This window comes from Alysiella sp. (assembly GCF_030525755.1).
GTDB lineage: Bacteria > Pseudomonadota > Gammaproteobacteria > Burkholderiales > Neisseriaceae > Simonsiella.
In genome coordinates this window covers 1-21,480 of record NZ_JAUNEC010000008.1, presented here as the reverse complement: position 1 = coordinate 21,480, position 21,480 = coordinate 1, and the positions used below count along the sequence as shown (strand labels likewise).

General features: G+C 45.6%; 23 protein-coding genes, 2 tRNA genes and 1 other RNA gene. 18 read left to right on the top strand and 8 right to left on the bottom strand.

Translation table 11 applies throughout. The annotated features are described in order from the left end of the window. The first annotated feature begins 52 nt into the window (after positions 1-52). From secB to rnpB, 6 genes are all read left to right on the top strand, one after another. A complete protein-coding gene (gene secB / locus Q4B82_RS03055; protein WP_303064966.1) occupies positions 53-505 on the top strand; it encodes a protein-export chaperone SecB in 453 nt (150 codons plus the stop codon). 110 nt (positions 506-615) lie between these two features. Continuing rightward, entirely contained in the window at positions 616-1,266 is a 651-nt protein-coding gene (locus tag Q4B82_RS03050) for a trimeric intracellular cation channel family protein (protein WP_303064965.1), read from the top strand. Positions 1,267-1,400: 134 nt separating this feature from the next. Then, a complete protein-coding gene (locus Q4B82_RS03045) occupies positions 1,401-1,703 on the top strand; it encodes an integration host factor subunit alpha (RefSeq protein ID WP_303064964.1) in 303 nt (100 codons plus the stop codon). Then, complete coding sequence (locus Q4B82_RS03040) at positions 1,687-2,010, top strand: hypothetical protein (protein ID WP_303064963.1); 324 nt, start codon at positions 1,687-1,689, stop codon at positions 2,008-2,010. Before Q4B82_RS03045 ends, Q4B82_RS03040 begins: the two co-directional genes overlap by 17 nt. A 23-nt stretch (positions 2,011-2,033) precedes the next feature. Next, positions 2,034-2,110 (top strand) — tRNA-Pro (locus tag Q4B82_RS03035). Between the two features lie 82 nt (positions 2,111-2,192). Further along, positions 2,193-2,548, top strand: an RNA gene (gene rnpB / locus Q4B82_RS03030) — RNase P RNA component class A. A gap of 30 nt (positions 2,549-2,578) precedes the next feature. Here rnpB and Q4B82_RS03025 read toward each other — a convergent pair. Then, positions 2,579-2,713 (bottom strand): hypothetical protein, encoded by a 135-nt coding sequence (locus Q4B82_RS03025; protein ID WP_303064962.1) that lies wholly within the window; start codon positions 2,711-2,713, stop codon positions 2,579-2,581. A gap of 111 nt (positions 2,714-2,824) precedes the next feature. On the opposite strand from Q4B82_RS03025, the gene Q4B82_RS03020 reads away from it, so the two are divergent. The 3 genes from Q4B82_RS03020 (at position 2,825) to Q4B82_RS03010 (ending at position 4,790) form a co-directional block, all read left to right on the top strand. Beyond that, on the top strand, positions 2,825-3,037 hold the full coding sequence (locus Q4B82_RS03020) for a hypothetical protein (protein WP_303064961.1): 213 nt from the start codon (positions 2,825-2,827) through the stop codon (positions 3,035-3,037). Between the two features lie 129 nt (positions 3,038-3,166). After that, complete coding sequence (locus Q4B82_RS03015) at positions 3,167-4,573, top strand: leucyl aminopeptidase (RefSeq protein WP_303064960.1); 1,407 nt, start codon at positions 3,167-3,169, stop codon at positions 4,571-4,573. Between the two features lie 141 nt (positions 4,574-4,714). Further along, positions 4,715-4,790, top strand: a tRNA-Thr gene (locus Q4B82_RS03010). 42 nt (positions 4,791-4,832) lie between these two features. Here the strand turns inward: Q4B82_RS03010 and Q4B82_RS03005 are convergent. Both Q4B82_RS03005 and Q4B82_RS03000 read right to left on the bottom strand, forming a co-directional pair. Beyond that, a complete protein-coding gene (locus Q4B82_RS03005; RefSeq protein WP_303064959.1) occupies positions 4,833-5,042 on the bottom strand; it encodes an endonuclease/exonuclease/phosphatase family protein in 210 nt (69 codons plus the stop codon). A 49-nt stretch (positions 5,043-5,091) separates the two neighbouring features. Next, the gene (locus tag Q4B82_RS03000; RefSeq protein ID WP_303064958.1) at positions 5,092-5,418 is read right to left on the bottom strand and encodes an FKBP-type peptidyl-prolyl cis-trans isomerase; all 327 of its coding nucleotides are present in this window, start codon (positions 5,416-5,418) and stop codon (positions 5,092-5,094) included. 116 nt (positions 5,419-5,534) lie between these two features. Between Q4B82_RS03000 and Q4B82_RS02995 the strand changes: the two genes are divergently transcribed. Continuing rightward, on the top strand, positions 5,535-6,473 hold the full coding sequence (locus Q4B82_RS02995) for a D-2-hydroxyacid dehydrogenase (protein ID WP_303064957.1): 939 nt from the start codon (positions 5,535-5,537) through the stop codon (positions 6,471-6,473). Positions 6,474-6,685: 212 nt separating this feature from the next. Here Q4B82_RS02995 and Q4B82_RS02990 read toward each other — a convergent pair whose 3' ends face one another. From Q4B82_RS02990 to Q4B82_RS02980, 3 genes are all read right to left on the bottom strand, one after another. After that, positions 6,686-7,141, bottom strand: a complete 456-nt coding sequence (locus Q4B82_RS02990; protein WP_303064956.1) for an ATP-binding protein — start codon at positions 7,139-7,141, stop codon at positions 6,686-6,688. A gap of 41 nt (positions 7,142-7,182) precedes the next feature. Beyond that, positions 7,183-7,818, bottom strand: a complete 636-nt coding sequence (nth, locus tag Q4B82_RS02985) for an endonuclease III (protein WP_303064955.1) — start codon at positions 7,816-7,818, stop codon at positions 7,183-7,185. 133 nt (positions 7,819-7,951) lie between these two features. Beyond that, complete coding sequence (locus tag Q4B82_RS02980; RefSeq protein WP_303064954.1) at positions 7,952-8,707, bottom strand: helix-turn-helix domain-containing protein; 756 nt, start codon at positions 8,705-8,707, stop codon at positions 7,952-7,954. A gap of 185 nt (positions 8,708-8,892) precedes the next feature. Here Q4B82_RS02980 and Q4B82_RS02975 point away from each other — a divergent pair, with 185 nt between their 5' ends. From Q4B82_RS02975 to Q4B82_RS02955, 5 genes are all read left to right on the top strand, one after another. Further along, on the top strand, positions 8,893-9,843 hold the full coding sequence (locus tag Q4B82_RS02975) for a proline racemase family protein (RefSeq protein WP_303064953.1): 951 nt from the start codon (positions 8,893-8,895) through the stop codon (positions 9,841-9,843). A gap of 28 nt (positions 9,844-9,871) precedes the next feature. Continuing rightward, positions 9,872-11,131, top strand: a complete 1,260-nt coding sequence (locus tag Q4B82_RS02970; protein ID WP_303064952.1) for an FAD-binding oxidoreductase — start codon at positions 9,872-9,874, stop codon at positions 11,129-11,131. Positions 11,132-11,199: 68 nt separating this feature from the next. Then, entirely contained in the window at positions 11,200-12,069 is an 870-nt protein-coding gene (dapA, locus tag Q4B82_RS02965) for a 4-hydroxy-tetrahydrodipicolinate synthase (protein ID WP_303064951.1), read from the top strand. Positions 12,070-12,095: 26 nt separating this feature from the next. After that, positions 12,096-13,577, top strand: a complete 1,482-nt coding sequence (locus Q4B82_RS02960; RefSeq protein ID WP_303064950.1) for an aldehyde dehydrogenase — start codon at positions 12,096-12,098, stop codon at positions 13,575-13,577. 175 nt (positions 13,578-13,752) lie between these two features. Next, positions 13,753-15,183: an alanine/glycine:cation symporter family protein gene (locus Q4B82_RS02955; RefSeq protein ID WP_368501326.1), complete on the top strand. Its 1,431-nt coding sequence runs from the start codon at positions 13,753-13,755 to the stop codon at positions 15,181-15,183. A 67-nt stretch (positions 15,184-15,250) separates the two neighbouring features. On the opposite strand, the gene Q4B82_RS02950 is transcribed toward Q4B82_RS02955, so the two are convergent. Continuing rightward, positions 15,251-16,429, bottom strand: coding sequence for a phosphoglycerate kinase (locus tag Q4B82_RS02950; RefSeq protein ID WP_303064948.1), 1,179 nt, complete (start codon positions 16,427-16,429; stop codon positions 15,251-15,253). 57 nt (positions 16,430-16,486) lie between these two features. Next, the gene (gene ffh / locus Q4B82_RS02945; RefSeq protein WP_303064947.1) at positions 16,487-17,854 is read right to left on the bottom strand and encodes a signal recognition particle protein; all 1,368 of its coding nucleotides are present in this window, start codon (positions 17,852-17,854) and stop codon (positions 16,487-16,489) included. A 344-nt stretch (positions 17,855-18,198) separates the two neighbouring features. Between ffh and tnaC the strand changes: the two genes are divergently transcribed. The 3 genes from tnaC to Q4B82_RS02935 all read left to right on the top strand — a co-directional run bounded on the left by tnaC (position 18,199) and on the right by Q4B82_RS02935 (position 21,342). Further along, a complete protein-coding gene (gene tnaC, locus Q4B82_RS09495) occupies positions 18,199-18,276 on the top strand; it encodes a tryptophanase leader peptide (RefSeq protein WP_368501325.1) in 78 nt (25 codons plus the stop codon). 142 nt (positions 18,277-18,418) lie between these two features. Then, positions 18,419-19,834, top strand: coding sequence for a tryptophanase (tnaA, locus tag Q4B82_RS02940; RefSeq protein WP_303064946.1), 1,416 nt, complete (start codon positions 18,419-18,421; stop codon positions 19,832-19,834). Between the two features lie 287 nt (positions 19,835-20,121). Then, positions 20,122-21,342, top strand: coding sequence for an aromatic amino acid transporter (locus Q4B82_RS02935; RefSeq protein ID WP_303064945.1), 1,221 nt, complete (start codon positions 20,122-20,124; stop codon positions 21,340-21,342). The last annotated feature ends 138 nt before the right edge of the window (positions 21,343-21,480 follow it).

The following is a 21,480-nucleotide window of genomic DNA, read 5'->3' as shown; positions in this document are numbered from 1 at the left end:
CGGATTTTATTTTCAGGCAGCTTTTATTGAACTTTGAAAGAAAGTAAATCTCATGAGCGAACAAGAACAAACTGTACAAGAACAACCTATTTTCAGTATTGAAAAATTGTATGTAAAAAACCTGTCTTTGGAAGTGCCACATGCGCCACAAATCTTCTTGGAACAAGAAACGCCGGAAGTGGATATGCGAATCAGTACCGATGGTCAGCAAATTGAAGAAGGTTTTTACGAATGCAGCGTAACCGTAACCGTTACAGCCAAACTCAGCGACAATCGTGTGGTATTTTTAAACGAAGTATCCCAAGCAGGCATTTTCCGTTTGAGTGGCATTCCAGAAGATGACATTAAATTACTATTGGGTGTTGCATGTCCCAATATTTTGTTCCCATATGCCCGTGAGGTGGTTTCCACAACTGTAACTCGTGCAGGTTTCCCACCTGTATTGTTGGCTCCCATCAATTTTGAAGCCATGTACAACCAAGCACAGGAACAAGCCGTTCAATAAATTGCTAACAAACAAAAGCATGATTAACCTTTGTTTCAGCTTTGAAACAAAAGTAACCATTTTCAGGCAGCTATGAAATATAGGCTGCCTGAAAAACATTGGGTACAAAAATGTCTGATTTTCATACCACCTTGCCAACCGCAGACAGCATTGTTTACACGCTGGACATGGTTGGCATCATCGCTTGTACTGTAGCTGCTAGTGTTTTAGCCAAGCGACTGCAGTTTGATGCTTTTGGCGCACTCATGATTTCCTTTATTGGCAGCGTAGGTGGTGGGACTTTACGCGATGTGTTGCTCAATCGCCATCCAATTTTTTGGTTGCATGACCATAACTATCTTTATACCATCTGTATTGTGTCATTTTTGGTACAAATTTTTTATCATTATATTGAAAAATTGGACAGAGCCATGCGTTGGTTTGATGCATTGGGTTTGGCAGCATTTACTGTCATTGGTATAGAGGCGGCGTTGGCACGCAATATGGGTGCACCGATTGTCATACTCATGGGCGTGTTTACGGCCGTTATTGGTGGTGTCTTGCGCGACATCGTTTGTCGCCAAATTCCTTTAGTTTTACAAAAAGAAATTTACATTACCGCTTCCATTATTGGCAGCACCTATTATTTATTGCTCTCGCATACTGACATCAGCGCATGGTTTCGCAGTATTACCACCATTTTGCTCATTTTTGTCATCAGAATGCTTGCCATTTACCGCCAATGGAATTTACCCAATATTACCTTACCAAAACGGCATTAAATGACATAAAACCCCTTTTCAGGCAGCCTAAGCCACCGAAATAACACAAAATCACATTTTTTCTTAAATATTCGCTTGATTTTAAAACAACAATTAGCGATAATCCGCGCCTAACCAAAACAGAGGTAAAATAAATGACCCTAACTAAAGCAGAATTGGCTGATATTTTGGTTGAAAAAGTCAGCAGCATCAGCAAAAACGAAGCAAAAGAAATCGTGGAACTGTTCTTTGAAGAAATTCGCACCACATTGGAACGTGGCGAAGAAATCAAAATTTCAGGTTTTGGTAACTTCCAGTTGCGCGATAAGCCACAGCGTCCCGGACGTAACCCAAAAACAGGAGAAGAAGTCCCCATTACTGCCCGCCGAGTGGTAACGTTCCACGCCAGCCAAAAACTCAAAGGCATGGTAGAGCATTATTATGATAAGCAACGCTGATTTGCCAGTCATACCTGCCAAGCGTTATTTTACACTTGCCGAAGCAGGTAATTTAGCAGGTTTAGATGTGGCACAAATTACCGAATGGCAGCAGCAAGAAGGCATGATTTTAGGAAAAGGTGCCAATACACTTACGCGTTTAGATGTCATCAAATTGCGCCAGTTGCGACACAGCATCAGTGACTATTTTGCCAAAGATGCTTTAGATGCAGACGGTATGCCGGTAATTAGTGCTGATGAAATGCGATTGGCATTGGAAAATATGTTGGCAGACATTGAAAAAAATCTTGCTCAAAGCAGTGAATAAACATATAATCCACTTTTTCATGTCGGAGTGTGGCGCAGCCTGGTAGCGCACTTGCATGGGGTGCAAGGGGTCGAAGGTTCGAATCCTTTCACTCCGACCACAATATTCCAACCAGCCGTTAAGTAAAACGGCTGGTTTTGTTTTTATCTGTCGTTTCAGCGATTGGTGTATAATTATTATTGCAGGTAAGACAGACAGTCGCCGCGTGGCAACACGGGGAGGAAAGTCCGGGCTACACAGAGCAAGATGCCAGCTAACGGCTGGGCGCGGTAACGCGACGGAAAGTGAAACAGAAAGCCAAACCGCCGATGACTGCCTGAAAAGGCAGAACAGGTAAGGGTGAAAAGGTGTGGTAAGAGCGCACCGTGCGCTTGGTAACAAGTTGCAGCAGGTCAAACCCCATTTGTAGCAAGACCAAACAGAACACATTGACGCTGCTCGCCGAGTGTTCGGGTAGGTTGCTTGAACCACTTGGTAACGGGTGGTCTAGATGAATGACTGTCCACGACAGAACCCGGCTTATCGTTTTGCCTGTAATTCTTGATTTTTGGGGTATCATAGATTGCTTTCAGGCAGCCAAATGGCTGCCTGAAATTTGATGATAAACTCTATTTTCTAAAAATTGTAATCTTTTCAGTTCATGATTTTTCAGGCAGCGTGGAGATGTTTTTTCAGGCTGCCTGAATTTTATGTCCAAAATCATGTTAATCAATATCAAAAATATTCATTAAAATCAATATTATATTAGGAATGCAGGCAGGTTAGAAAATGAATTGGTATATGAACGGTACAGGCAGCATAACCGTGCGTGTGAATGGCGAACATTGATTTTGATGAAACCATCACATTCACAAACGGCAAAACCGTCCGCAACAAAAAACGTTGGCGTTTTCAGGCAGCCAACTTTATTTTGACCGTTTTCGCAATGGCGATTATGAGCAAATATTTGAATTTAAATATGAAAATTGGAAATTTGTGTTGCAAAAACATTATTGGTGTGCGTCTGATGATTATGCTGCCAAATTAGTGTTTGTTAATTAAATTATTGTTTTTACAATTTTATTCACAGTGACAAGAAAAATGAATGTTTGCGCTACGAATATGTGGCACAATAAAGTTTTCCCGAAACATTCTGTTTTCTTTTTGGAGTTGTTCCATGAATTTCACTTTATCAAAAAATCCCACACAAAAATCACAACTGTTTGTTTGCACAGAATTGAATCAGCTCAACGATGAACACGCACAAATCGTGTTTGGCGAATTGGGCGAAAAAGACAGCTTTGCCAGTGCCAATTTGATTGTTTCAGGCAGCCTGAAAAACATTGCCGTGTTGCGTTTTGCCGATTTGAAAACCGAAACCTTGCAAAAAGCCGCCAAAGAAGCCGCCGCATGGTTGGCAAAACAAGAAAGCGCGTCTGTGCAAATTCAACCATTTTGCCATGTGGACAGCCCCCGTGTGGTGGAAACGCTGGTGGCGGCAGTGGGCGAAGCCACTTATCGCTTTGACCGTTTCAAAAAAGAAGCCAATCCAGCCAAATTGCAAGCCATTGAATTTGTGCATGAAAAGCACGAAAATGAAATTCAGGCAGCCTTAATTCAAGCGCAGGCTTTGTTGGCAGGCGTGAATTTGTGCAAAGACTTGGGCAACACCGCCCCCAATGTTTGCACGCCCACTTATTTAGCCGAAACCGCCGCCGCCGAAGCCCAAGCCCTTGGCGCAGAAGCCAAAATTTTGGGCAAAGATTACATTCAAGCCCATATGCCCTCTTTTTGGGGCGTGGCAAAAGGCAGCGTGCAAGAACCCAAATTATTGGAATTGAAATACTTTGGCGCAGCAGACCAATCAGCCGAACCCATTGTGTTGGTGGGCAAAGGTTTGACCTTTGACAGTGGCGGCATTTCGCTCAAACCAGGTGAGGCGATGGACGAGATGAAATACGATATGTGCGGTGCAGCAACCGTGATTGGCACATTCATCGCGGCGGTTAAAGCCAAGCTGCCCATCAACTTGGTGGTGGTGGTTGCCACTTGCGAAAATATGCCAGACGCAGCCGCCGCCAAACCAGGCGACATCGTTAAAGCCATGAACGGCACCACCATTGAAAACCTGAACACAGACGCAGAAGGGCGTTTGGTGTTGTGCGATGCGCTCACTTATGTGGAACAAAATTTCAAACCCAAAGCTGTGATTGATGTGGCAACTTTAACGGGCGCGTGCATCATTGCGCTGGGTCATGTGGCAAGCGGTTTGATGGCAAACAATCAAGAACTTGCCGAAGCATTGTTGCAGGCAGCCCGCGACAGCAACGACAAAGCATGGCAAATGCCCTTGTTCCCCGAATACAAAGAGCAACTGAAATCCAATTTTGCCGATTTGCAAAACATTGGCGGTCGTCCTGCTGGCACGATTACGGCTGGCACGTTCTTGGCGCATTTTGCCGAAAACATGACTTGGGCGCATTTGGACATTGCTGGCACAGCATGGAAATCGGGTGCGGCAAAAGGGGCAACAGGTCGCCCAGTACCTTTGTTGGTGCAATATTTGCGCAATCAAACCCCATAATTGTGGATACAACTTGCATTTCAGGCAGCCTGAAATCATAAAAATAAAAAATATTATTCAATAATTTACTTTATTTTTGCATTTTTAAGTTGTCAAATGTTTGACAAAATACATCAGTAAGTGCATAATATGCACTTCTTTGCCGGTGTAGCTCAGTTGGTAGAGCACCTGACTTGTAATCAGGGGGTCGCGAGTTCGATTCCTGCCGCCGGCACCAAGTTTTAAGAGACCACTTGAAAAAGTGGTCTTTTCTTTTCTATCAAATTTCCAGAACAACTGGCAAGTGGTCAGATGATGGGAATTGCAGTATTGTACTGTTGTCCATTAGCTTACCTTTGACAAAAATGTGGTCTAAACTTTGTGATGGTCGCCAACTGGGATAAGTGACACCTTCACTTAATCGGGGGTAGCTGTTTTCTTGTAATGCTGCCAGTTGTATGGATTCAGGTGGACAGTTGAAATCGCCCATTAAACATACAAATGGCTGCCTGAAACCGTTCAGGCAGCCTTATCTGGACTTATTCGTACACTTTTAATAACTCTACTTCAAAAATCAAAGTAGCATTGGGTGGAATGATACCGCCTGCACCATGTGCGCCGTAGCCCATTTCAGATGGAATGGTCAGTTTGCGTTTACCGCCTTCTCGCATACCATCGAAGCCTTCGTCCCAGCCTTTAATCACTTGACCCACGCCCAAAGTAATGGTTAAAGGTTGGTGGCGGTCAAAACTGGAATCAAATTTTGTACCATCTTCCAGCCAACCTGTGTAATGCACGGTAATGTCTTTGCCTTTTTGGGCAACTTTGCCGTTGCCGATTTGTAAATCTTCCATTTTCAAAGTCATGGTTTTACTCCATTATTTTCCAGTTTAACAAGCCACAAGCGTACCATAAAATTGGTTTTCAGGCAGCCTGTGCTACAATTGTTTTGCCATTTGGTCAAATCAAACAAGGAAAAAACATGAACATCGTCTTTCTTGACCGCGATACCTTACCCACGCGGGCTTTTAACTTCAATTTTCCACATCATTACACAGAATATGGCGTAACTGCACCCGAAGAAACCGCCGAGCGCATCGCCCAAGCCGACATCATTTTGACCAATAAAGTGGTCATTGGCGAAGCCGAATTAGCCGCCGCGCCACAGCTCAAAATGATTGCCGTGTGCGCCACGGGTTACAACAATATTGATTTACCTGCTGCCAAAGCGCGTGGCGTAACCGTGTGTAATGTGCGTGCTTATGGCAACGACAGTGTGGCAGAACACGCTTTGATGCTTTTGCTTGCGTTGATGCGTGGTTTGCCTGCGTATATGCGTGATGTGGCAGGTGGTTTCTGGCAAAAATCGCCACATTTTGCCCACTTTTCTGCCCCTTTGCGTACTTTAAATGGCAAAACTTTGGCGATTTTTGGGCGTGGTAATGTGGGGCAAACTTTTGGACGCTATGCCGAAGCTTTGGGTATGAAGGTTATTTGGGGCGAGCATAAATACGCCACAACCGTACGCGAAGGTTATACGGCGTTTCAGGCAGCTTTACAACAAGCCGATGTGGTGTCCTTAAACTGCCCTTTAAACGCGCAAACGCACCATATGATAGGCGAAGCTGAATTGCAAATGATGAAGCCACAGGCAATACTGATTAATGTGGGACGTGGTGGTTTGGCTGATGAACAAGCTGTGTTTGCTGCGCTTAAATACGGACAGTTGGGTGGTGCAGGTTTTGATGTGCTGACGCAAGAACCGCCACGCGAAGGCAATCCTTTATTAAGTCGCTTACCCAATTTGATTGTTACGCCACACATCGCATGGGCAGGCGACAATGCGCTGGAACGCATGACTGAAATCTTGGAAGACAACATCAATTTATTTGTTGCAGGTACGCCACAGAATGTGTTGTGATGCCAGATATGCACAAAAGGCTGCCTGAAAAAACGTTTGTGTTTTTCAGGCAGCCTGTATCAATGAAAATGAATCGTATGGCATACGGTCGCATAAGTGAAAAAACAATACAAGGCGAGACAACGAGAGCCGTGTACGCTTAAACATAAGGGCGTTGGCAATGCCGTAGCGTTTTTCAGTTTTACGACTTATCTTAAATTTTGAACCCAATTTTAAGGCAAATGAATTTCACCCAAAACAGGATTGGCATCAAGCCTTGTGCGACTTCGAGCCACATCTTCGGGCGCAACGCCATGCACATTCGGAAAATCATGATGTAAACGGTAAATTTCAACCATGAAACCGTGTAAACGTGCCCGTTCAATTTGCGCGTAACAGGTTTTGCTTTTTTGATTGGGATTGGCATTGATGACCAACATCGCTCGTTCGGGGTGGTGTAAACCGCGTTCAAAAGCCTGGTTTTGGCGCAACACATTATCCCGATGTGCTTGGGTAAATTGCTCAAAATCAAAATGATAAATGCCATGTTCATTGATGAGGGCTTCATCATTGTCAATTAAAACCACTTCACCATCGGGATAGATGCGCTGAAATTCCGCCATTTTTTCACGCGCAAAAGTGGATTTGCCCGAACCCTCATGTCCGCGCAACAGAATAAATTTTTGCATGATTAAGATGGATATGAAAATATTTTAGGCGACCTGCAAGTTCAAATTGTTGTTTTCGCGCCGTATTCACATAAATCATTGATGATACAGCGTTGGCATTGTGGTTTCTGTGCTTTGCAAGTGTAGCGACCGTGCAAAATCAACCAATGGTGTGCGTCCATCAAAAACTTTTTGGGCACAAACTTCATCAAATTGTCTTCCACTTCGCGCACATCTTTGCCAACCGCAATTTTGGTGCGATTGGATACGCGAAAAATGTGTGTGTCCACTGCCATTACAGGCTGCCTGAAAGCCGTATTCAACACCACATTCGCCGTTTTGCGCCCTACACCAGGCAATTTTTCCAATGCCTCGCGCGTTTGTGGTACTTCGCCACCGTGTTCCGCCAGTAAAATTTGACAGGTTTCAACAATGTGTTTGGACTTGGTTTTGTACAAACCAATGGTTTTGGTGTAGCCCATGATGCCCTCTAAACCCAAGTCCAGTAAGGCTTGCGGCGTATTGGCAACGGGAAACAACTTGGCTGTGGCTTTGTTCACACCCACATCGGTGGCTTGGGCGGAGAGCAAAACAGCAATCAGTAATTCAAATGGGCTGCTGTAATTTAATTCGGTAGTGGGATTGGGATTGGCATCGTGTAAACGCTGAAAAATTTCGTGGCGGATTTTTTGATTCATGTTTTTGTGATGATGTTTGTGGCGAAATGAGAACTTAACCAAACAGGCAAATGGTTAATTCTAAATTGAAGTAAGCTGAATTTCAAATGTGTGAATGCAATTTTGATAATGTTATGGGCTGTTAAAATGCTTTTCAGGCTGCCTTTTTATTGCGATATGCCGATGGCGACACTCCCGTCAATTGCTTAAATTGCCGCGTAAATGCGCTGTGGTCGGTGTAGCCACATTTGATTGCTATATTCACAATTGGCTCTTGCGTATTTTGCAATAAATCCAAAGCCCATTCCAAACGCATTTTTTGTACCATTTGCATGGGCGAAATGTGCAAAACTTCTTTAAATAGTCTTTCCAACTGCGACACACTGCAATTGGCATGATGTGCCAATTCAGCCACTGTCATCTTTTGTTCTAAATGCGATTTGATGTAGGCGACCGCCATTGCCAATCGTTTGTGGCGGCGTAAACGCTCGCTGTTATCTTTGTCTATGTCTATGGATACGCCTGCCATGGCAATCACTTCGCCCTGTTGATTGTAGAGCGGGATTTTTTGCGTGATGCACCAACCTTGTTTGCCCGATAAATAATTGTGTAATTCCAATTTATTTTTGATGATGCTGCCTGAAAGCACGCTCAAATCTTGGGCGGTGTATTCGCTGCCTTGATTGTTTGTGAATACTTTTTCGGCTTTTAAACCAATCAGTTGATTTTTATCGTGCAAAGCCAAACGGCTCAACAAAGTTTGATTGACCCACACATATTCTGCTTGCTGATTTTTGATGAAAAACACCACATTGTGCATGCTATCCAACAGTGGTGCGAGCGCGTGCATGTGGGCGATAAGCTGGGGCAAATCGTCTATACCCGTAAAAACAGAAGTGAGATTGTGCATAATTCATACTTTTTTATGACAAAAACATCAAATTATAGTACAAAAAATTTGTGCCGATTATGCAGAATTCGGCATTTTTTTATGCCCAAACGGCAAGCATGGCACAAACAGAATGGGTAAGATGATTTGTGTGATTTTCAGGCAGCCTGAAAAATTCAATCAATTTAAGTATCAAGGAAAAACAAATGTCTGCTCCCACCATTATCCGCATTATTGATTCGCACACAGGTGGCGAACCCACCCGCATGGTTTACGATGGTTTTCCCGTTTTACAAGGCGACACGGTTGCTGAACAACTGCATGATTTCAAACAAAATCATGACCATTTGCGCCGTGCTGTTATTTTAGAACCGCGTGGTCATGATGTGATGGTGGGTGCTTTGCTGTGTCGCCCTGCCGACCCAAAGGCTTTGACAGGTGTGATTTTTTTCAATAACGAAGGTTATTTGGGCATGTGTGGACACGGCAGCATTGGCGTAGTGGCATCGTTGGCATACCAAAACAAAATCGGCACAGGCGAACATTTTTTGGAAACGCCAGTTGGCACGATTAAAGCGGTTTTGCATGAAGATGGCAGCGTGGAAATTGTGAACGTACCTTCTTATCGTTATCGTCAAGCGGTTGAAGTGGAAGTTGAGGGTTTGGGCAAAATCAAGGGCGATATTGCTTGGGGCGGCAACTGGTTTTTCTTGGTCAGCGAACACGGGCAAACGCTTTCAGGCAGCCATGTTGCCCATTTGACCGATGTGTGTTTGCGGATTAAAGCCGCTTTGGTGCAAAACAACATCACGGGCGAAAACGGTGCAGAAATTGACCACATTGAACTGTTTGCCAACAGTGAATGTGCTGATAGCAAAAATTTTGTCCTTTGCCCTGGTGGGGAATACGACCGCTCACCCTGCGGCACAGGCACGAGTGCAAAAGTGGCGTGTTTGGCAGCCGATGGCGTGTTGCAAGCTGGGCAAATTTGGCGACAAGAAAGCATCATCGGCAGCGTATTTGAAGCATCGTATCAAACCCACCCCACGCTGCCTGAAAATGTGATTCCCACTTTGCGCGGTTCGGCACACGTTTGCGCCCAAAGCGATTTGATTTTAAACCCGAATGACCCATTCTGTTTTGGTATTGCAAAATGATGTTCAGGCAGCTTGAAAGGTGAATTTGATGAAACAAAATGCAGATGTGTGTGTGGTCGGTGGCGGGATTATTGGCTTGTGCAGCGCATTGCGTTTGCAATCGGAAGGCGTGTCGGTTTTGTTGGTGGATGCGGCAACCATAGGCTCTGGCGCATCATTTGGCAATGCGGGGCATTTGGCAGTGGAACAGGTTTTTCCAGTTGCCGAAGCTGCTGTTTTAAAACACATTCCACAAATGCTGCTTGACCCTTTGGGTGCGCTGCGGATTGACTGGCGTTATCTGCCCAAATTGATGCCTTGGGCGTGGCAATTGCTGAACAATATGCGTCCATCGCGTTTTGCTGCCATACACGCAGCCTTGAAAAACATCAACAGCATCAGCTTACTCGCGTGGCAACAATTTGCCGAAAAATGGGATTTACAGGATTTTGTGCGTGTGGAAGGTTCATTGCTGTGTTGTGAAACCGAGCAAGGCGTGGCGCATTTACAAGCACACGGCAAAAAATTGGCAGAAATGGGCATTTCCACCGAATGGCTGCCTGAAAACGCATTGCGTGAACGTGAACCGCATTTGGCACACACACAAAAAGGCGCGTTGTTGTTTCCGAATACAGGGCATATTGTGGATTTGCCTGCGGTGATGAACACAATTCGCCAACATTTTTGTGAATTGGGTGGTGAAGTCCAAGAAAATTGCCGTGTTTGGGACATTCAACATCGTGAAAATGGCGTGATTTTGCAAACCGAACAAGGTCAAATTCATGCGCAAAATGTTTTGCTGGCAACAGGCGCGTTTTCCAAACAATGGGTGGCACAAAGCACAGGCGTGAATGTGCCTTTGGATACGGAACGCGGTTATCATTTAATGTTACCCAATGAAATCAATAAATTGTCTATTCCCGTTACCAGTTTGGAGCGGCGTTTCATCATGACACCGATGAATGGCGGTTTGCGTTTGGCTGGCACGGTGGAATACGCAGGTTTGCACGCACCACCGAATATGAATCGCGCACGAAATTTATTGCATTTGGCGCAATCCATGTTCACCAATCCTTTAAATTCACACAACAACAGCGAATGGATGGGTTTTCGCCCCACCACAGCCGATTCTTTGCCTGTCATTGATAAAGTTGGGCGTGTGTTGTTGAACTTTGGACACCAGCATTTGGGTTTAACGCAAGCCGTTGCCAGTGCAAATATTTTGGCTGACCACTATTTTGGTAGGCAGCCTGAAATTTCACCTGAACCATATCGTTTGGCGCGTTTTGGTACGCCCAAATTGCCATAAAACATTTTTCAGGCAGCCTGAAAACATCATTTTTCCCTTTTTCACTCATCATCAAAGGATTGAATATCATGAACTTAAAAGGCATTTTTGTTCCCATCGTTACCCCTTTTACCGCAGACAACCGCATTGACATCGTCAAACTGAAACAGTTAGCCGAACAATTCATTCAAAAAGGCGTGGCAGGCATTGTGGCTTGTGGCACAACGGGCGAATCTTATACATTCAGCCCCGAAGAACGCACCCAAGTTCTGACCGCCATTGCCGAAGTGGGCAAAGGCAAAACCACCTTGATTGCAGGCATCAACAGCTTATCCACCGACCACAGCATCGCTTTGGCGCACGAAGCGAAAAGTTTGGGTTATGACGGCTTGATGCTCGCACCCAATGCGTACAGTTTACCCAGTCAAGACGGCATCATCGCGCATTTTGAAACGGTGGCATCTGCCGTACAAATGCCGATTGTGATGTACAACTTCCCTGCTCGCGTGGGCGTGAACATGGAGTTTGAAACCGTACAACATTTGTCGCAAAACCCATACATTGTGGGCATTAAAGAAAGCAGTGGCAATTTCAGTCAGGCTTTGCGTTTGTTACAAGCCGATTTACCTGATTTTGAAGTGGTGTGCGGTTGTGATGACCAGCCTGTTGATTTCTTTTTTTGGGGTTGTCAAAGCTGGATTGCGGGCGCGGCAAATGTGTTTCCAGAAGAACAAGTTGCCCTGTTTCAGGCAGCCCAAAATCAAAATTGGGACGAAGCCAAACGCATTATGACCGCCATGTATCCCGCTTTGCATTCTATGGAATCGGGCGATTACAACCAAAAAGCCAAAGCAGGCTGCCTGAAAGGAACTTTTGATGCAGGCAAGGTTCGCATTCCCTTAATCAATTTGAATGAAAACGACAAAGCCGATTTTGTGAAATTGGTCAAACAAGTTTAAACCCCCAATCATCAAGGACAGACATCATGAGCATCAAAAATAAAGACGATATTTTCGCAGCCGCCCGTTCAGGCAGCCTGTTTGCAGGACATTGGATTGTGGGCGACAGCAGCAGCGACACTTTACCCAACACCACGCCCATTGACGGCAGCGTGATTGGCAAAATTGCCGATGGCAACAGCAATGATGTGGACACCGCAGTTCGTGCAGCGCGCGCCTGTTTTATGCAAGGTGAATGGCGTTTGCAACCGCCAGCCGAACGCAAGCGCATCATGCAAAAATGGGCAAGTTTGATGCAAGAACACATTGAAGAACTTGCCGCTTTGGATTGCATTGATGCAGGTAAACCCATACGCGAATGTCTGAATACCGATATGCCTGCCACCATTGACACTTTCCATTGGTATGCCGAAACCGTCGATAAAGTGTTTGGCAAAACCGCCCCAGCAGGTGCAGATGTGTTGTCGTGGATAGTGCAAGAACCCATTGGCGTGGTGGCAGCCGTGTTGCCGTGGAATTTCCCAGCACAGATGTTTGCGTGGAAAGTTGCCCCCGCTTTGATTGCAGGCAACAGCGTCATTGTGAAACCTGCCGAATTGACTTCGCTGTCTGCCTATCGCCTGATTGAATTGGCGTATGAAGCGGGTGTGCCAAAAGCCGCTTTGCAAATGGTGTGCGGACGTGGCGAAACAGTGGGCGCAGCAATCGGTTTGCACCCCGATATTGACATGGTTTCGTTCACAGGTTCAACCGAAGTGGGGCGTTTGTTTTTGAAATATTCAGCCCAAAGCAATTTGAAAGAAATCGTGTTGGAATTGGGCGGTAAAAGTCCACAAATCGTGTTTGAAGACGCGGTTTTAGACGACAACGCCATCAACAGCATTTTGGCAGCCGCATTTTGGAATATGGGCGAAAATTGCAGTTGCGGTTCACGTTTGTTGGTACACAGCAGCCTGAAAGCCGAATTGCTGCAAAAACTCAAAACAGGTTTGGCAGATTGGCAAATGGGCGACCCACGCGATGAAAACGTGTCCATTGGTCCAATGGTGGAACAGGCGCATTTTGACAAAGTACAAGCCCACATCGCAGCAGCACGTCAAGCAGGCGCGGTGCAAATCAACGAAACACAGAATAACGCGGTTTCAGGCAGCCTGTATGTTGCACCTGTGATTTTTGATGGTGTTACGGCTGACATGACATTATTCCAAGAGGAAGTGTTCGGTCCTGTATTGGCAGTCAGCACGTTTGACAGCGAAGAAGAAGCCATTTCACTTGCCAACAACAGCCAATACGGTTTAGCCGCATCGTTTTACACACAAAATTTGAAACGCGCTTTGCGTGTAGCAGCCCAAATTCAGGCTGGCACGGTGTCCATCAACGGCTTTTCCGAAGGCGACATCACCACCCCATTTGGCGGCTACAAACAATCGGGCTTTGGCGGACGCGACAAAGGTTTGGAAGCCCTGTCGCAATATTGCCAAACCAAAACCGTGTGGGTCGTGGGCTAAATTCAGTGAAACGATAAGATGTTTTCAGGCAGCCTGAATGGGCAAATACCTAAAATGTAGGGTGTGTATCACGCACCAAATCATTCAAATCACTTGATAATTGCACCCTACATGAATTTTATCGTGTACTTTCAGGCAGCCTGAAACCCCAAATCACAACACATCAGGAAACGCAATCATGGAAAAACTCATCAATACATTGGTTGATTATATTTGGAGCGATGCACTGGTTTATTTGGCGTTGGCGGTGGGCATTTATTTTACGATTGCCACGCGTGGCGTACAGTTTCGTTATATTGGCGAGATGGTGCGCTTGTTGTTTGATAAACCGCAATCGCAACAAGGGGTCAGTTCATTTTCCGCCTTTTGCATGGCGTTGTCGGGACGCGTGGGCGTGGGCAATATTGCAGGTGTGGCAACCGCCATTGCATCAGGCGGGCCGGGCGCGGTTTTTTGGATGATTGTCATGGGCTTGCTCGGAGGTGCAAGCGCATTTGTGGAATCCACATTGGCACAAATCTACAAAGAAGAAACCGATGGACAATATCGCGGAGGCTCGCCTTATTACATTGAAAAAGGCTTAAAACTGAAAACCTTTGCCATGATTGTGGCGGCAGTAACAGGTTTGTCTTACGGTGTACTTGTGCCAGGTGTACAAGTGAACACGATTGCCGCATCATTTGAAGGTGCATTTGGCTTTACACCCATGATTACAACGGCTTTTGTGGTTGTGCCTTTGGCGTTCATCATTTTGGGTGGCATCAAACGCATCGCCCGTGTTGCCGATAAAATCGTACCCTTCATGGCTGTGGCATATTTGTTGATGATGGTCATTGTATTGGCAGTAAATTTGACTGTGCTGCCTGAAATGTTTGCCCTGATTATCCGCAGTGCGTTTGGCATGGACGCAATATTTGGTGGCATGGTAGGAACAGCCGTTTCTTGGGGCGTGCGCCGTGCGGTGTTTTCCAATGTGGCAGGTGCAGGCGAAGCGACATTCAGCTCGGCAGCCGCATCGGTGTCGCACCCAGCCAAACAAGGTTTGGTACAAGCGTTTTCGGTGTATGTGGACACGGTTTTGGTTTGCACAGCAACCGCTTTAATGATTTTGTCCACAGGTTCATACAATGTACGCGGCACAGACGGCACCATGTTGGTGGAAAACTTGGCAGGTGTGGCAGCAGGCACAGCATTTACACAAAACGCGGTTTCCAGCGTGTTTTCGGGATTTGGTCCAGCGTTTGTGGCAATTGCGGTATTCTTGTTTGCGTTTACCTGCTTATTGGCATACTACTACATTGCCGAAACCACGCTGGTTTATTTAGATAAAAAGCAGCGTTATCCCCAATTAACAACTGCATTGAAACTGGTGTTTTTGGTGGTGTGTGCGTTTGGGGGATTGCAATCGGCAGGCATGATGTGGGCATTGGGCGACATTGGTTTTGGCAGCATGTGTTATTTGAATTTCATTGCCATAGTTTTGTTGAGTAAACCCGCTTTCAAAGCTCTGAAAGACTACGATGAACAGAAAAAACGCGGCATAGACCCCGTGTTTGATGCCCAAGTGGCTGGTGTGGAAAATGCACCGTTTTGGCAAAAGAAATAAGCGCGTTTGATGAAATTCAGGCAGCCTGAAATCACATTCAGGCTGCCTGAAATTTTTTTACTTCAAATTACTTGGCAAATTTTTCCAAAGCAACCACGGCTGGCAATGCCTTGCCCTCCAAAAACTCCAAGAACGCGCCACCGCCTGTGGAAATGTAGCCAATTTGCTCGGTAATGCCAAATTTCGCAATCGCCGCCAAAGTGTCGCCACCGCCCGCAATCGAGAAACCTGCACTTTCCGCCACCGCGTGTGAAACGGTTTCTGTGCCACTTGCAAATTGGGCAAATTCAAACACGCCCACAGGTCCATTCCACACGATTGTGCCTGCGTTTTTGATGATTTCGGCAAGCTGTTGTGCGGATTGTGCGCCAATGTCCAAAATCATGTCGTCTGCGGCAACGTCTTCAATGGCTTTGTGTTCGGCTGGGGCGGTTTCGGCAAATTCTTTTGCCGTTACCACATCAACGGGCAAAGGCACAACACCGCCTTTTGCCGCCATTTTGGCGATGATTTTTTTCGCTTCGTCCACCAAATCGGGTTCAGCCAGCGATTTGCCAATCGGCTTGCCCTGCGCCAACAAGAACGTATTGGCAATGCCACCACCCACGATGAGTTGGTCAACTTTATCCGCCAAACTTTCCAAAATCGTCAATTTGGTGGACACTTTGCTGCCTGCCACAATCGCCACCATGGGGCGAGCGGGATTTTTCAAGGCTTTGCCCAGCGCGTCCAATTCAGCCGCCATCAAAATCCCTGCCACCGACACAGGCGCAAATTGCGCCACCGCTTCGGTAGAGGCTTGGGCGCGATGAGCCGTGCCAAACGCATCGTTCACAAACACATCGCACAAGCTGGCATAGGCTTTGCCCAATTCGGGGTCATTTTTGCCTTCGCCTTTGTTGATGCGGACGTTTTGCAACAAAGCCACTTCGCCCGTTTTCAGGCTGGGTGGGTTGTCGCGCCAATCGTTCAACACTTTGATTTCTTTGCCCAACAATCCGCCCAAATGCGCGGCAACGGGGGCAACATCGTCTTCGGGGTGAAATTCGCCTTCGGTGGGACGACCCAAATGCGTCATCACAATCACGGCTGCGCCCTTGTCCAGCGCGTACTGAATGGAGGGCAAAGACGCACGAATGCGCGTGTCATCGCTGATTTTGCCGTCTTTAAAAGGCACGTTCAAATCGGCGCGGATTAACACGGTTTTGCCTTGCAAATCTTGGTCGGTCAATTTCAAAAAGCTCATGGGTTTTGTCCTTGTTTTGGTTTGAGAAAATGCGGTTTCAGGCAGCCTGAAAATCAATTATCGCATATTCGGGAAAATGCCCTTCATGCCCTTTGCCATACGCATCAATTTTTGCATGTTTTTGCCGCTAAACATTTTCATCATTTGTTGCGATTGTTCAAATTGTTTCAGCATTTTGTTCACTTCTTGAACTGTGGTGCCAGCACCTGCCGCAATGCGTTTTTTGCGACTGGCTTTGATGATGCTGGGGTTGGCACGTTCTTTTGGGGTCATGGAATTGATGATGGCTTCAACGTGTGCCATCGCTTTTTCTGCTGTGCCTTCGGGGATTTGTTTGGAAATCTGCCCCAATTCCCCTGGCATTTTGGAGAGCAAATTCTCAAAACCGCCCATATTGCGCATTTGTTGAATTTGCGCTTTAAAGTCATTCAAATCAAAGTCTTTGCCGCGATGCAATTTTTGCGCCATTTCTTTGGCAATTTCTTCGTCAATGCCTTTTTGCACATCTTCAATCAAAGTCATCACATCGCCCATGCCCAAAATGCGGCTGGCAATGCGTTCGGGGTGAAACGGCTCCAAACCATTGATTTTTTCGCCCACGCCAATGAATTTAATCGGTTTACCCGTGATTTGGCGCACCGACAATGCCGCACCACCACGCGCATCGCCGTCCATTTTGGTCAAAATCACGCCCGTTAAAGGCAGGGCTTCGTTAAAGGCTTGGGCGGTGTTTACCGCGTCTTGACCCAACATCGCGTCCACCACAAACAGGGTTTCAATCGGCTTGATGGCGGCATGAATGGCTTTGATTTCATTCATCATTTCTTCATCTATTGCCAAGCGACCTGCCGTGTCCACCATCAAAATATCGTAAAAATGTTTTTTGGCATAATCTTGCGCCGCCAACGCAATTTCAACGGGTTTTTGCGATACATCGGACGGGAAAAAGTCCACTTGCACTTGTTCTGCCAGCAATTTCAACTGTTCAATCGCGGCAGGGCGGTACACGTCTGCCGATACGAGCAGGATTTTCTTTTTCTTGTCTTGGTCTTTGATGAATTTGGACAATTTGCCCACGGTGGTGGTTTTACCTGCACCTTGCAGACCTGCCATCAAAATGGTGGCTGGCGGCGCGGCTGCCAAATTTAATTGGCTGTTTTCTTTGCCCATCAGTTCAATCAGGGCTTCGTTCACAATGCCGAAAAAGGCTTGGTCGGGCGTGAGCGTGTCGGCAAATTCTTTGCCCAAAGCGCGTTCTTTGACTTGATTGACAAAGTCTTTCACAATCGGCAAAGCCACGTCTGCTTCCAGCAATGCCAAACGCACTTCGCGCAGGGCTTCTTTGATGTTGTCTTCGCTTAATTTGGATTGTCCGCGTATGTCTTTGAATACTTTTGAGAAACGTTTGGTTAAATTGTCTAACATATTTTATTCCTTGAAATCATCTTTTTCAGGCTGCCTGAAAGACTGAATGTTTAGAGTGCGTATCACACACCGATATCTAAGCCTTATTTCAACAATTTGGTGCGTGATGTGCATCAACAAGATATAAAAAAATGACAGTAAAATTGTGTTTTCAGGCAGTCTGTCGGTCAAATTAAATGCGTGGTATTTTAACACAGAGCAATAAAGGCTGCCTGAAAGGTATCATGTGAATTTGGGTAAGTCATTATTTGTATTGATATGGGTCTTAAATAATTGTTAATGATATTGGATAGTATTTAGAATTTCAGTCAAGTTTTTTTAACTGCTTTCACGGGAGGACGGTTATGCCACATTTTGACTGCTGCCATTGCTGTCTGCAATGGTTTACCATAGACCCGAGAATGTCTTTCTTTTTTCCATAAAAACCTTTGTGCTTGCCAAAGTCAAAGTCTGTATTCAAGCTGATGAATATGGATTTTTAATCGTATCTGCCTGTTGGTGGCATACGATTGGTTTTTCTTGCTTTTAAATTATATAATTTATTGAGAAAAAAGGAATTTTATTATGGAAAATTTCAAACATTTCCCTGAACCTTTTCGCATTCGCGTGATTGAACCTGTTAAACGCACCACACGTGCGTATCGTGAAGAAGCCATTTTGAAAGCAGGCATGAACCCCTTTTTGTTGGACAGCGAAGACGTGTTCATTGATTTGCTGACTGACAGTGGCACAGGCGCGATTACCCAAAACATGCAAGCCGCCATGTTGCGCGGCGATGAAGCGTACAGCGGCAGCCGCAGTTATCATGCTTTGTGCGATGCGGTGCGTGATATATTTGCCTATGAATACACCATTCCCACGCATCAAGGGCGCGGCGCGGAACAAATCTACATTCCCGTTTTGATTGCCAAGCGCGAACGCGAAAAAGGTTTAGACCGCAGCAAAATGGTGGCTTTGTCCAATTATTTCTTTGACACGACACAGGGGCATACCCAAATCAATGGTTGTACCGTTCGCAATGTCTATACGGAACAAGCATTTGATACTTCGGTGCAAGCCGATTTCAAAGGCAATTTTGATTTAGACAAATTGGAAGCCGCCATTTTGGAAGTGGGGGCACAAAATGTGCCATACATTGTTTGTACGATTACGTGCAATTCGGCTGGTGGTCAGCCTGTTTCCTTGGCAAACATGAAAGCCATGTACGCCATCGCGCAAAAATATGATATTCCTGTGATTATGGATTCGGCACGTTTTGCGGAAAATGCTTATTTTATTCAACAGCGTGAAGTAGGCTGCCTGAACCGCAGCGTTGCCGACATCACGCGCGAATGCTATCAATATGCCGATATTTTGGCGATGTCTGCCAAAAAAGATGCGATGGTGCCAATGGGCGGCTTGCTGTGTTTCAAAAACGAAAAATGGCTTGATGTGTACAATGAATGCCGTACGCTGTGTGTGGTGCAAGAAGGTTTCCCCACTTATGGCGGTTTGGAAGGCGGTGCAATGGAACGCTTGGCGGTCGGTTTGTATGATGGTATGCGCGAAGATTGGTTGGCATACCGCATTGCCCAAGTACGTTATTTGACCGAGGGTTTGGAAAGCATCGGCATCGTTTGCCAACAACCAGGGGGACATGCGGCATTTGTGGACGCAGGTAAATTGTTGCCTCATATTCCAGTAGACCAATTCCCAGCCCATGCTTTGTCGTGCGAATTGTATAAAGTGGGTGGCATTCGTGCGGTGGAAATTGGTTCATTGTTATTGGGACGCGACCCAAAAACAGGTTTGCAATTGCCTTGTCCTGCGGAATTGTTGCGTTTAACCATTCCACGTGCCACCTACACGCAAACCCATATGGACTTCATTATTGAAGCCTTTGGCGAAGTGAAGAAACATGCCGACAGCATTAAAGGTTTAACTTTTATTTATGAACCGCCTGTATTGCGTCATTTTACGGCACGTTTAAAAACGGTATAATTGAACCTAAATTTAGGATAAAATGGCAATCATTTGTTTATTTTATGATTTTTTTGACGTTTTATCCTGAAAATATGTTTCTTTCAATCAAGACTTCCAGGCAGCCTTGTATATTCGCATTCCAAGTTAAGGGTAAGTTGTAACAGTATCTTTGTCATCAAGGCATCATCTCTTGGTACACGACAATTTGTTATTTCTTATTCTTTTCCCCTTCAGGGAGAGGGCAGATTTTAGGCTGCCTGAAAGCCCATTTTCCCAAACGCATTGACATAAAAGGTGAAAAAATCATGGAAAATCAAAAACAACCGTCTGTTTTAGGTGGAGCGTGCATCATCGCGGGTGTATGCGTGGGTGCAGGTATGTTGGCATTGCCCAGCGCGGGTTCGGGTGCATGGACAATTTGGAGCAGTTTGGTCTTGATTTTGACGATGATTGTGATGACTTTATCGGGTTGGCTGTTGTTGGAAGTGTACAAAAATTACGATTTACGCGCTTCATTTAGCACTGTAACCCGTGAGATTTTGGGCAATGGAGTCAATATCATCAACAATTTGGCGGTGTATTTTGTGGGAGGGATTTTGTTGTATGCCTACATCACCACATTGGGTGGCATTTTCAGTGCAATGTTTGGCGTATCCAGTCAGTTTGCTTCCTTGGTAAGTTGTGTGCTGTTTGGTGGATTTGTGTGGCATTCCACACGTGCGGTAGACAGAATTTCAGTATTGTTGATTGTGTTGATGGTGGTGACTTTTGTGTTCAGCATTTTTGGTTTGACGGCAAACATCAATCTTGCCATGTTGTTTGACAGCCAAAACACCAACGCCAGCTACACGCCTTATGTGATGATGTTGATTCCTGTAGCATTAACTTCGTTTGGTTATCATCATTCGGTAACGTCTATGCGCGCGTATTATGGCAATGAAAAAACCGCTGCCAAAGTGATTGTGTACGGTATGTTGATGGCTTTGGGGATTTATTTGTTGTGGATTTGGAGTATTTTTGGTAATTTGCCGCGCAACAATTTTGCGCCTGTGATTGCAAAAGATGGCGATGTTCATGTTTTGTTACAAACTTTGGGTGGTGTATTGGCTTCTGAAAGTGTACAAAAAGCGATTGATTCTTTTGCCTTGGCGGCGGTGTTGTCTTCATTTATTGGCGTGGGATTGGGTTTGTTTGATTTTCTTGCGGATTTTTTGAAATTGAAAGATGACCGTCTAGGTCGCAGCAAAACGTGGTTGTGTACTTTTTTGCCGCCATTGGTTTTGTCTTTGATTGCACCATTTGGTTTTGTGCAAGCGATTGGTTACGCAGGTGCGGTGGCAACCATTTGGACGTGTATTGTGCCTGCTTTGCTGGTATATATTGTCCGCCGAAAAAATCCGCAACAACAAGGCTTTAAAGTTGGCGGTGGCGTGTTTGTGATTGGATTGGTGTTGTGTTTTGGTGTATTGACTGCCGTGTTTCACTTTATGAATATGGCGGGCATGTTGCCTGTATTTAAGGGCTGATGGTATACCAATTCAATTCATTAAATAATTGAGATAAGTTGAAAAACAGAAACCCAATCTATTCAAAGATTGGGTTTCTGTTTAATTTGGCTCCCCGAGCTGGGCTCGAACCAGCGACCTGCGGATTAACAGTCCGTA

Coding starts and splice junctions, on each gene's coding strand:
- secB (WP_303064966.1), top strand. CDS start 53: ATGAGCGAACAAGAACAAACTGTACAAGAACAACCTATTTTCAGTATT.
- Q4B82_RS03050 (WP_303064965.1), top strand. CDS start 616: ATGTCTGATTTTCATACCACCTTGCCAACCGCAGACAGCATTGTTTAC.
- Q4B82_RS03045 (WP_303064964.1), top strand. CDS start 1,401: ATGACCCTAACTAAAGCAGAATTGGCTGATATTTTGGTTGAAAAAGTC.
- Q4B82_RS03040 (WP_303064963.1), top strand. CDS start 1,687: ATGATAAGCAACGCTGATTTGCCAGTCATACCTGCCAAGCGTTATTTT.
- Q4B82_RS03025 (WP_303064962.1), bottom strand. CDS start 2,713: ATGATTTTGGACATAAAATTCAGGCAGCCTGAAAAAACATCTCCACGC.
- Q4B82_RS03020 (WP_303064961.1), top strand. CDS start 2,825: ATGGCGAACATTGATTTTGATGAAACCATCACATTCACAAACGGCAAA.
- Q4B82_RS03015 (WP_303064960.1), top strand. CDS start 3,167: ATGAATTTCACTTTATCAAAAAATCCCACACAAAAATCACAACTGTTT.
- Q4B82_RS03005 (WP_303064959.1), bottom strand. CDS start 5,042: ATGGGCGATTTCAACTGTCCACCTGAATCCATACAACTGGCAGCATTA.
- Q4B82_RS03000 (WP_303064958.1), bottom strand. CDS start 5,418: ATGACTTTGAAAATGGAAGATTTACAAATCGGCAACGGCAAAGTTGCC.
- Q4B82_RS02995 (WP_303064957.1), top strand. CDS start 5,535: ATGAACATCGTCTTTCTTGACCGCGATACCTTACCCACGCGGGCTTTT.
- Q4B82_RS02990 (WP_303064956.1), bottom strand. CDS start 7,141: ATGCAAAAATTTATTCTGTTGCGCGGACATGAGGGTTCGGGCAAATCC.
- nth (WP_303064955.1), bottom strand. CDS start 7,818: ATGAATCAAAAAATCCGCCACGAAATTTTTCAGCGTTTACACGATGCC.
- Q4B82_RS02980 (WP_303064954.1), bottom strand. CDS start 8,707: ATGCACAATCTCACTTCTGTTTTTACGGGTATAGACGATTTGCCCCAG.
- Q4B82_RS02975 (WP_303064953.1), top strand. CDS start 8,893: ATGTCTGCTCCCACCATTATCCGCATTATTGATTCGCACACAGGTGGC.
- Q4B82_RS02970 (WP_303064952.1), top strand. CDS start 9,872: ATGAAACAAAATGCAGATGTGTGTGTGGTCGGTGGCGGGATTATTGGC.
- dapA (WP_303064951.1), top strand. CDS start 11,200: ATGAACTTAAAAGGCATTTTTGTTCCCATCGTTACCCCTTTTACCGCA.
- Q4B82_RS02960 (WP_303064950.1), top strand. CDS start 12,096: ATGAGCATCAAAAATAAAGACGATATTTTCGCAGCCGCCCGTTCAGGC.
- Q4B82_RS02950 (WP_303064948.1), bottom strand. CDS start 16,429: ATGAGCTTTTTGAAATTGACCGACCAAGATTTGCAAGGCAAAACCGTG.
- ffh (WP_303064947.1), bottom strand. CDS start 17,854: ATGTTAGACAATTTAACCAAACGTTTCTCAAAAGTATTCAAAGACATA.
- tnaC (WP_368501325.1), top strand. CDS start 18,199: ATGCCACATTTTGACTGCTGCCATTGCTGTCTGCAATGGTTTACCATA.
- tnaA (WP_303064946.1), top strand. CDS start 18,419: ATGGAAAATTTCAAACATTTCCCTGAACCTTTTCGCATTCGCGTGATT.
- Q4B82_RS02935 (WP_303064945.1), top strand. CDS start 20,122: ATGGAAAATCAAAAACAACCGTCTGTTTTAGGTGGAGCGTGCATCATC.